At 69.2% G+C, this 9000-nt stretch carries 10 protein-coding genes and 1 pseudogene; 7 read left to right on the forward strand and 4 right to left on the reverse strand.

The window, feature by feature from the left end; translation table 11 throughout:
- From C667_RS17025 to C667_RS17035, 3 genes are all read left to right on the forward strand, one after another.
- A partial coding sequence (locus C667_RS17025) for an RNA-binding S4 domain-containing protein (RefSeq protein WP_004371157.1) occupies positions 1 to 383 on the forward strand: 383 nt, incomplete at its 5' end.
- Between the two features lie 193 nt (positions 384 to 576).
- The gene (locus C667_RS26500) at positions 577 to 2307 is read left to right on the forward strand and encodes an NfeD family protein (protein ID WP_004371159.1); all 1731 of its coding nucleotides are present in this window, start codon (positions 577 to 579) and stop codon (positions 2305 to 2307) included.
- The gene (locus tag C667_RS17035; protein ID WP_004371176.1) at positions 2304 to 3074 is read left to right on the forward strand and encodes a slipin family protein; all 771 of its coding nucleotides are present in this window, start codon (positions 2304 to 2306) and stop codon (positions 3072 to 3074) included. The genes C667_RS26500 and C667_RS17035 overlap by 4 nt, the downstream gene beginning before the upstream one ends.
- 12 nt (positions 3075 to 3086) lie before the next feature.
- On the opposite strand, the gene C667_RS17040 is transcribed toward C667_RS17035, so the two are convergent.
- From C667_RS17040 to C667_RS17055, 4 genes are read right to left on the reverse strand one after another with little or no spacing between them, the layout of a single operon-like run.
- Positions 3087 to 3962, reverse strand: a complete 876-nt coding sequence (locus C667_RS17040) for an AEC family transporter (RefSeq protein WP_004371180.1) — start codon at positions 3960 to 3962, stop codon at positions 3087 to 3089.
- A 38-nt stretch (positions 3963 to 4000) separates the two neighbouring features.
- Positions 4001 to 5338 (reverse strand): ATP-dependent protease ATPase subunit HslU, encoded by a 1338-nt coding sequence (gene hslU, locus C667_RS17045; protein ID WP_004371182.1) that lies wholly within the window; start codon positions 5336 to 5338, stop codon positions 4001 to 4003.
- Positions 5339 to 5348: 10 nt separating this feature from the next.
- Positions 5349 to 5885, reverse strand: a complete 537-nt coding sequence (gene hslV, locus C667_RS17050; RefSeq protein ID WP_004371185.1) for an ATP-dependent protease subunit HslV — start codon at positions 5883 to 5885, stop codon at positions 5349 to 5351.
- Positions 5886 to 5928: 43 nt separating this feature from the next.
- Positions 5929 to 7101 carry an STAS domain-containing protein gene (locus C667_RS17055; RefSeq protein ID WP_004371191.1) on the reverse strand — a complete coding sequence of 391 codons (1173 nt, stop codon included), beginning with the start codon at positions 7099 to 7101 and terminating at the stop codon, positions 5929 to 5931.
- Positions 7102 to 7261: 160 nt separating this feature from the next.
- Here C667_RS17055 and ybgC point away from each other — a divergent pair, with 160 nt between their 5' ends.
- From ybgC to C667_RS17075, 4 genes and pseudogenes are all read left to right on the forward strand, one after another.
- Positions 7262 to 7714 (forward strand): tol-pal system-associated acyl-CoA thioesterase, encoded by a 453-nt coding sequence (gene ybgC, locus C667_RS17060; protein ID WP_004371192.1) that lies wholly within the window; start codon positions 7262 to 7264, stop codon positions 7712 to 7714.
- Entirely contained in the window at positions 7711 to 8379 is a 669-nt protein-coding gene (gene tolQ / locus C667_RS17065; protein WP_004371193.1) for a protein TolQ, read from the forward strand. The genes ybgC and tolQ overlap by 4 nt, the downstream gene beginning before the upstream one ends.
- 19 nt (positions 8380 to 8398) lie before the next feature.
- On the forward strand, positions 8399 to 8815 hold the full coding sequence (gene tolR / locus C667_RS17070) for a protein TolR (RefSeq protein ID WP_004371195.1): 417 nt from the start codon (positions 8399 to 8401) through the stop codon (positions 8813 to 8815).
- Positions 8812 to 9000 (forward strand): annotated as a pseudogene (locus C667_RS17075) (energy transducer TonB); the annotation flags it as partial. The gene tolR and the pseudogene C667_RS17075, both read left to right, overlap by 4 nt.

Here is a 9000-nt window from a genome sequence, read left to right on the forward strand (position 1 = left end):
CCGCCCCCGCCCGCACCCGCCTCGACAAATGGTTGTGGGCAGCGCGCTTCTTCAAGCACCGCACGGCGGCCACCGAGGCGGTCGACGGCGGCAAGGTCAAGCTCAACGGCATCACGGTGAAACCCGCACGCGACGTCAAGCCCGGCGACCGGCTCGACATCACCATCGGTGAGGAGACGCGCACGGTGCTCGTGCGCGCGATCGCCGACCGGCGCGGCTCGGCCACGGTGGCGCAAACACTGTACGAAGAGACCGCCGAGAGCATCGCGGAGCGCGAGCGCGCCCGCGAGCTGCACAAGCTCGCCGCCACCCCGGGCGCCGACCTGCACGGCCGCCCCACCAAGCGCGACCGCCGGCGCATGGACCGCTTCGGCGGCCATTGAGGTCCTTACACCGGGACGGCCAGTGCCGCACAGGAGGGCGGGTGGAATGCATGGTGACGGGCTCCCGGGCCGCGGCGCTCGCCACTTGCGCGCGGTTAAAAAGTCGGCGTGCTTGAGAACTCGGGGATGGCTTCTACACTCCGATTGAAGAGCCGTGGGCCATCCGCCCGCGGGCTGCGACGGAGAGACTGGAATGCCCGCTCCTCCCCCCTCGGCGCTGCGCACTTCGACGAGCGCCATTCTGGCCTTGATCGGCTTGGTGCTGCTCCTGCTCGCATCGCAGGCCGGGTCGAGCGCGGCGGGGGCGCTGGTGCTGCGGGTGGACGGCGCCATCGGCCCCGCCAGCGCCGACTACATCCACAAGGGCCTGACACGCGCCGCCAGCACGGGCGCGCAGCTGGTGGTGATCGAGCTCGACACCCCGGGCGGGCTCGACACCTCGATGCGTTCGATCATCAAGGACATCCTCGCCTCGCCGGTGCCGGTGGCCACCTTCGTCGCCCCGGAGGGCGCGCGCGCGGCCAGCGCCGGCACCTACATCCTGTACGCGAGCCACATCGCCGCCATGGCGCCGGCCACCAACCTCGGCGCGGCCACCCCCGTGGCGATCGGCATCGGCGGTGCGCAGCCCGGACGCACGGCGCCGCTCGGCGACGAGCCGGCAACGGCCGAAGATGCAGGCACGGGGGGGCGGGATGGGTCGGGCTCCACGTCGGGCCCATCACACCCCCCCTCAAGCGCCCAATCGCAGCCCGCCAGCGCAAACCGCAGTCCGGAAACCACACCGGAGATCAGGGACGACAAGATGCACGCGCGCCCGTCCGCTTCCGAGGAGCCCGCCACGACGAGTACCCGGGGCAACACAGCGGACGCGCGCCCGTCCGCGTCCGATCGACCCGAGACCGCAGCACCGCCCGCGACGACAGGGCCCCGGCGAACAGCCGCCCCCACCGACGCCATGGCCGCCAAGTCCATGTCCGACGCCACCGCCTACATCCGCAGCCTGGCCCAGCTGCGCGGGCGCGACGTCGACTTCGCCGAGCGCGCGGTGCGCGAGGCCGCCAGCCTGTCGGCCGAGGAGGCGCTGGCGCAGGGCGTCATCGAGCTCATCGCCATCGACACCCCCTCCTTGCTGAAGCAGCTCGACGGCCGCGAGGTCGCCGTGCTCGACGGCACGCGCACCCTCGCCACCGCCGGCATCGCCATCGAGCGCATGGAGCCCGACTGGCGCAACCGCATCCTCGCCGCGCTCGCCAACCCGCAGGTGGCGCTGATCCTGATGATGATCGGCATCTACGGCCTGTTTTTCGAGTTCACCTCGCCCGGCTTCGGCGTGCCCGGCGTGGCCGGCGCGATCTCGCTGCTGATCGCGCTCTACGCCTTCCAGCTGCTGCCGGTGAACTGGGCCGGTGTGCTGCTGCTGGCGGTGGGCGCCGGACTGATGCTCGCCGAGGCCTTCCTGCCCAGCTTCGGCGGGCTCGGCGTGGGCGGCATCATCGCCTTCGTGGTCGGCGGGCTGTTCCTGATGGACGCCGACGTGCCCGGCTTCGGCGTCCCCATCGCACTGATCGTCGGCATGGCGCTCGCCAGCGCCGCGGTCATCATCGCCATCGGCAGCTTCGCCGCGCGCAGCCTGCGCCGCCCGGTGGTGAGCGGCAGCGAAGAGATGCTCGGCGCCCTCGGCAAGGTCGAGCGCGCCACCGGCGACGGCGACTGGTGGATCGCGGTGCATGGCGAGCACTGGCGCGCGCGCAGTGCGCAGGCGCTCTCGCCCGGCGACCGTGTGCGCGTGGCGGGCATCGACGGCCTCACCCTGACGGTCACCCCGATCGCGGCTCAGTCCGACGCGTCGACAGCCGCAGCCGGAGCGGGCTCATCCGCACCGGACAGTCACCACTTCACCCCAGGGAGCACCCCATCATGATCGACCTTCAATTCGGGCTTGCCCCGCTCTTCCTGCTGCTCATCTTCCTCGTCGTCGCCTCGATCAAGATCCTGCGCGAGTACGAGCGCGGCGTCATCTTCCTGCTCGGGCGCTTCTGGAAGGTCAAGGGCCCGGGCCTGGTGATCGTGATCCCCGGCATCCAGCAGATGGTGAAGGTGGACCTGCGCGTGGTGACCATGGACGTGCCCTCGCAGGACGTCATCTCGCGCGACAACGTCTCGGTCAAGGTCAATGCCATTGTGTTCTTCCGCGTCGTCGACCCGGAAAAGGCCATCATCCAGGTCGAAAACTTTCTCATGGCCACCAGCCAGCTCGCGCAGACCACGCTGCGCGCGGTGCTCGGCAAGCACGAGCTCGACGAGATGCTCGCCGAGCGCGAACGCCTCAACCTCGACGTGCAGCAGATCCTCGACGCGCAGACCGACTCCTGGGGCATCAAGGTGGCCAACGTCGAGATCAAGCACATCGACCTCAACGAAAGCATGGTGCGCGCCATCGCCCGCCAGGCCGAGGCCGAACGCGAACGCCGCGCCAAGGTGATCCACGCCGAAGGCGAGAAGCAGGCCGCACAGTCGCTGCTCGAAGCGGCACAGATGCTGTCCCGGGAACCGGCGGCGATGCAGCTGCGCTACCTGCAGACGCTCACGCAGGTGGCGGGCGACAAGAGCTCGACGCTGGTGTTTCCGGTGCCGGTGGATCTGCTGGGCAAGCTGATGCGACAGGATGGCGGGCACGCGCGCGAGTGAAGCCGCACGCCCTCAGTCGAGCACCAGCGCCAGCGCGATCGGCAGGAACACCACCGCGGCGAGGTTGCCGATCAGCACCATCGAGGCCACCTTGTCGGGCTCCTGGCCGTAACGCTCGGCGAACATGTAGTTCAGCACGGCCGGCGGCAAGGCGCCGTACACCAGCACCAGCGCCTGCTCGCGCGCGGGCAAATCGAGAACCTGCAACAGGCTCCAGGCCAGCGCCATGCCCACCACCGGGCGCAGCACCGCGCCGAAAACGCCGAAACCCACCGCGCTGATGCGCGAGTCGGCCAGCCGCACGCCGAGCGCGAACAGCATCAGCGGGATCGAGATGTCGCCGACCATCTCGATCGACATCAGCAGCGGCGGCCACACCTCGATGCCGAGGAAGCCGACCGCCAGGCCCGCGATCGTCGCCAGGATGGAGGGCGAGCGCCACACCGTCGTCAACTTCGTATGATGGTCCAGCAGCCAGGCACCGTAGGAGAAATGGAGCACGTTCGACACCACGAACATCACCACCGCCGGCGCCAGCGCCGACTCGCCGAAGGCGAGCACCGCCAGCGGCAGGCCGAGGTTGCCGCAGTTGTTGAACATCATCGGTGGCACCAGGGTCTTGGTCGCGATGCCGGCGGCGCGCGCCACCGCCCAGCCGGCGAGCCCGGAGCCGACGATGATCACCACGGTCGCGAACAGCAGCGGCAGGTACTCGCCGAGGCGGAAGTCCTTGCCGACCAGCGCGCCGAACACCAGCGCGGGGACGAACACGTCCATGTTCAGCTTGTTCGCATGGCTCAGGTCGGGCCTCATGCGCCGGCCGACGAAATAGCCGAGCGCGGTGATCGCGAACACCGGGAACAGGATGGAGACGATGCGGATCAGCATTCAGGACGACCGGTAACGGGGCGAGGGAGGCGGCACGATCAGAGCACGTAGCGCGCCAGATCCTCGCGCTGGGCGAGCATGACGAGCCGGCTGTCGACATAGGCGGCATCCACCACCACGGTCTGCACCGCGCTGCTGCGCCCAGCCTCGAAGGAGACCTCCTCGAGCAGCTTCTCCATCACCGTGTACAGGCGACGGGCGCCGATGTTCTCGGTCTTCTCGTTGACCTGGTAGGCGATCTCGGCCAGGCGGCGGATGCCCTCTTGCGCAAACTCTAGCTTCACGCCGTCGGTGGCGAGCAGGGCCTCGTACTGACGCACGAGGCAGGCGTCGGTGCTGGTGAGGATGCGGGCGAAGTCTTCCACCGACAGCGACTCGAGCTCGACGCGGATCGGGAAGCGGCCCTGCAGCTCGGGAATGAGGTCGGAGGGCTTGGACAGGTGGAAGGCCCCGCTGGCGATGAACAGGATGTGATCGGTCTTGATCATGCCGTACTTGGTCGAGATCGTCGTGCCCTCGACCAGCGGCAGCAGGTCGCGCTGCACGCCCTGGCGGGACACGTCGGCGCCGTGCACGTCGCTGCGCGCGGCGATCTTGTCCACCTCGTCGAGGAACACGATGCCGTTCTGCTCGACGGCGCGCACGGCCTCGAGCTTGACCTCCTCGTCGTTGATCAGGCGGGCGGCCTCCTCGTCGGCGAGCAGCTTCAGCGCCTCGCGGATCTGCAGCTTGCGCAGCTTCTTCTTGCCGCCGCCGAGGTTCTGGAACATGCCCTGGATCTGCTGGGTGAGCTCCTCCATGCCCGGCGGGGCGAAGATCTCGGCGCTCATCGACGGCGCAGCGACCTCGAGCTCGATCTCCTTGTCGTCGAGTTCGCCCTCGCGCAGCTTCTTGCGGAATTTCTGCCGGGTGGACGAGTCCTGCGCCGGCTCGGGCTCGGCGTTGAAGCCGACCGGCCGCGCCGGCGGCAGCAGGGCGTCGAGCACGCGGTCCTCGGCGGCGTCGAGGGCGCGGTCGCGCACCGACTTCATCGCGCGCTCGCGGCCGTCCTTGATGGCGATCTCCATCAGGTCGCGGATGATGGTGTCCACGTCGCGGCCGACGTAGCCGACCTCGGTGAACTTGGTCGCCTCGATCTTGATGAAGGGCGCGTTGGCCAGGCGCGCCAGGCGGCGCGCGATCTCGGTCTTGCCGACGCCGGTGGGGCCGATCATGAGGATGTTCTTGGGGGTGATCTCGCTCCTCAGCGGCTCCTCGACCTGGGCGCGCCGCCAGCGGTTGCGCAGCGCGATGGCCACGGCCTTCTTGGCCTTGTCCTGGCCGACGATGTGCTTGTCGAGTTCGGAGACGATCTCCGGCGGGGTCATCTGGGTCATGCGTTCGGCCTCAATCCAGCACTTCGATGGTGTGGTGGTGATTGGTGTAGATGCACAGGTCGCCGGCGATGGACAGCGCCTTGGAGACGATCTCCTTGGGCTCGAGCTCGGTGTTCTCGAGCAGCGCGCGCGCCGCCGACTGTGCGTAGGCGCCGCCGCTGCCGATCGCCACGATGCCCTGCTCGGGCTCGAGCACGTCGCCGTTGCCGGTGATGACCAGCGAGTGCTCGCGGTCGGCCACCGCCAGCATGGCCTCGAGCCGGCGCAGCATGCGGTCGGTGCGCCAGTCCTTGGCGAGCTCGACCGCGCTGCGCAGCAGGTTGCCCTGGTGCTTGTCGAGCTTGGCCTCGAAGCGCTCGAACAAGGTGAAGGCGTCGGCGGTGCCGCCGGCGAAACCGGCGAGGATCTGGCCGTTGTAGAGCGTGCGCACCTTGCGCGCGGAGGCCTTGATGACGATGTTGCCGAGGGTGACCTGGCCGTCGCCGCCGAGCGCGACGCGGTTGCCGCGCCGCACGGACAGGATGGTCGTGCCGCGATACTGTTCCATGAAGGATTCTCCGTCCCCGCGGATGTCGGGGCTGGTGTGTTGTTCAATGACGCAGGGTGACGTGGGCCACCTTGTCGACGCTCATGACCCGCAACAGGCCGGCGACCATGGCGTTCACGTCGCGAAGGCCGACGAGTTTACCTTGAGCCTGCAGCGTGGCGAGAATATTGAAGAGCATGCCGGCACTGACAAAGTCGATCCGGCGCAGGCCGCGGCAATCCACCCGGACCTCGCGACGCTCGGCCGCGAAAGCGGCGAAGCGCTTGAGAGTGTCGTTCGCCGCCCCGCACAGTTCGCCAGCAAATGCAAAGGCATCCGGATCGGCGTGCGGATCCTCGCCCGCCTGCACGGCGGCCGGCCGCGGGGCGTCCCCGCGCCCCTCCCAGGACGGCGGCGACTCCTCGAAGGTGACCGCATAATCGACCGCAAGATCCTCGAAGCGCGCCTGGTCGCCGGCATACTGCAGCAGCTCGAGCAGCATCAGCCAGGTGTCGCGCGCCTGCGCCTGCCCGGGGCAGACGGCCTGCGCCAGGATATCGGCAAGCGCACGCACATTGACCAGCGTCACCTGCAGGCGCTCCGCGGCCAGCCCGGCGAGCAGTCCGCGCCACACGGCGCAGCCCGCATCGTCCACCCCGTGCACCTTGGCGACATCGATGCGCACCCCACCACTGCGGCGCGCGATGCGGGCGAGCTGCGCGAACTGGCGCTCGGCGGCAGCGGAGAGTTGGCCGCTCAGATTGACCAACGGAAGCTCCGTGCCTGCCGTCTTGCCCGCCGCACCGGACAGGTCCTCCCAGGCCGGCGGCGAACGCTCGTAGAGCGTGGCGTAATCGAGCACGCGCGATTCGAAGCGCTGGCGCTCCCCGCGCAGGCGGTAGAGATCGAGCAGCATCAGCCAGGCGCCCTCGCCGCCCTCGCTGCCGACAGCCGCCTCCAGCACCGCAAGGGCGTCGTCGTCGCTGCCGTTCGCGTACAGCACCGCGGCCTCCTCGAAGGCGACGCCGATCCCGCTGCCGCATTCGCGCACCTCGACCTGCCCGGCCACGCGCGCGAGCGCGCGACCGTGGTCGGTGCCGGTGAAATCGAGCGCGGACAGCTCGGTGGGCGGAGGCCGCTCGTCGCGCACCACGTGCGCGTCCGCCCCGGGGCGCGCGTCATGCTGCGCGCCGGGCGCGACCGAAGCCGGTTTCCTGCCGAAGAAGGGGAGCGCCACGTCCGTTTCCCGATGTCGCAGGCGCGTCCCGCGCGCCGCCGCGACCAACAACATTCCCAGAAAAGTGCTTTTGCAACAAGCAGTAAGCGCGTAAAAAAAACAAGCGATCAAGGATGCAACAGGCGTGCATCCGGCGCGGCGGGTCGGCTAGAATGTTGCAATGCAACCGAAGACCCTTTCCGACGCGGGCGGCGAATCGCTCCCCGCGTCGTCGCGCTTTTCCCTGCCGGTCCGAGTCTATTACGAAGACACCGACGCAGGGGGTGTCGTCTATTACGCAAACTATCTCAAATTCTGTGAGCGGACTCGCACCGAATGGCTGCGCGCGCTCGGCGTCGCACAGCAGGCGCTGCTCGTCGAGCAGGGCCTGGGTTTCGTGGTGCGCTCGGTACGAGCCGACTACCTCGCCCCTGCGCGCCTCGACGACGCGCTCGAGGTGAGCGCCCGCATCGCCAGCCGCCGCCGCGCCAGCCTCGTTTTCGATCACGAGATCCGCCGCGACGGCGAACTTCTCTTCACCGCGCAGGTCCTCGTGGCCTGCGTGGACACGCGGCGCCTGAAGCCCGCAGCCCTCCCCGCCTCCCTGCACGCCCTTCTCGAAAGCCAAGCATGACCGTCACCCACGACCTCTCCATCCTCAGCCTGATCTCCCAGGCGAGCGTCCTCGTCCAGCTCGTCATGGCGTTGCTGGCCGGCCTGTCGCTCGTCTCCTGGTACTGGATCTTCCGCAAGGCCTTCCAGATCCGCCAGGCGCGTGCGCAGACCGACGAGTTCGAGCGCGACTTCTGGAGCGGCGGCGACCTCAACACCCTCTACGAGTCGGCTGGCCGCCACCAGTCCGACGGCATGGAGCGCATCTTCGAGGCCGGCTACCGCGAGTTCACGAAGCTGCGCGGCAAGGGTCACGACCATGGCGCCACGCTGGACGGCGCCCGCCGCGCGATGCGTGCGACCTACCAGCGCGAGATCGACGACCTCGAAGCCCACCTCGCCTTCCTCGCCTCGGTAGGCTCGGTGTCGCCCTACATCGGCCTGCTCGGCACCGTATGGGGGATCATGAACTCCTTCCGCGGGCTGTCCAGCGTCGGTTCGGCCACGCTCGCCCAGGTCGCGCCCGGCATCGCCGAGGCCCTGGTCGCCACCGCGATCGGCCTGTTCGCGGCGATCCCGGCGGTCGTCGCCTACAACCGCTTCGCGCACGACATCGACCGCCTCGGCATCCGCTTCGAGAGCTTCATGGAAGAGTTCTCCAACATCCTGCAGCGCAACCTGCGCTGACCGGGGCGGAGACCAAACGATGCGCCAACGCCGCCTCATGAACCAGATCAACGTCGTGCCCTACATCGACGTGATGCTGGTGCTGCTGGTGATCTTCATGGTCACCGCGCCGATGATCCAGCAGGGCACGATCAACGTACCCTCCGCCGGTGCGGGCACGCCGCCGCCGCAGTCCGAGGCCATCTTCATCGAGGTCAAGGCCGACGGCGCCTATGCGCTGCGCGCAAGCAACAGCGGAACCTCGCGCCCGGTGCGTCGCGACCAGCTGTCCACCGCGCTCAAGGACGCACTCGCGAAGAACCCCGAGCAGCCCTTCCTGGTCGCCGCCGACAGCAAGCTCGACTACCAGAAGGTGATCGACGTGCTCGAGACCGCGCGCGACGCCGGTGTTCGCAAGATCAGCCTGGTCACCCAGGGCGCGACTTCGCAGAAATGAGGGATCGCCCCGCACCGCCCCGCCGCGAGCCGCCAGGCAAGTGGCAGTCCCTCGGGCTGACCGTCGCGGTCCACCTGGGATTGTTCCTGTTCCTGTTCTTCGGCATCCGCTGGCAGAGCCCGCCGCCCGCGGCGCTCGAGGTCGGCCTCGCCTCCGCGCCGGCGCGCAGCGCGCCGGCCGCGGCG

Source organism: Thauera phenylacetica B4P (assembly GCF_000310225.1).
GTDB classification, from domain to species: domain Bacteria; phylum Pseudomonadota; class Gammaproteobacteria; order Burkholderiales; family Rhodocyclaceae; genus Thauera; species Thauera phenylacetica.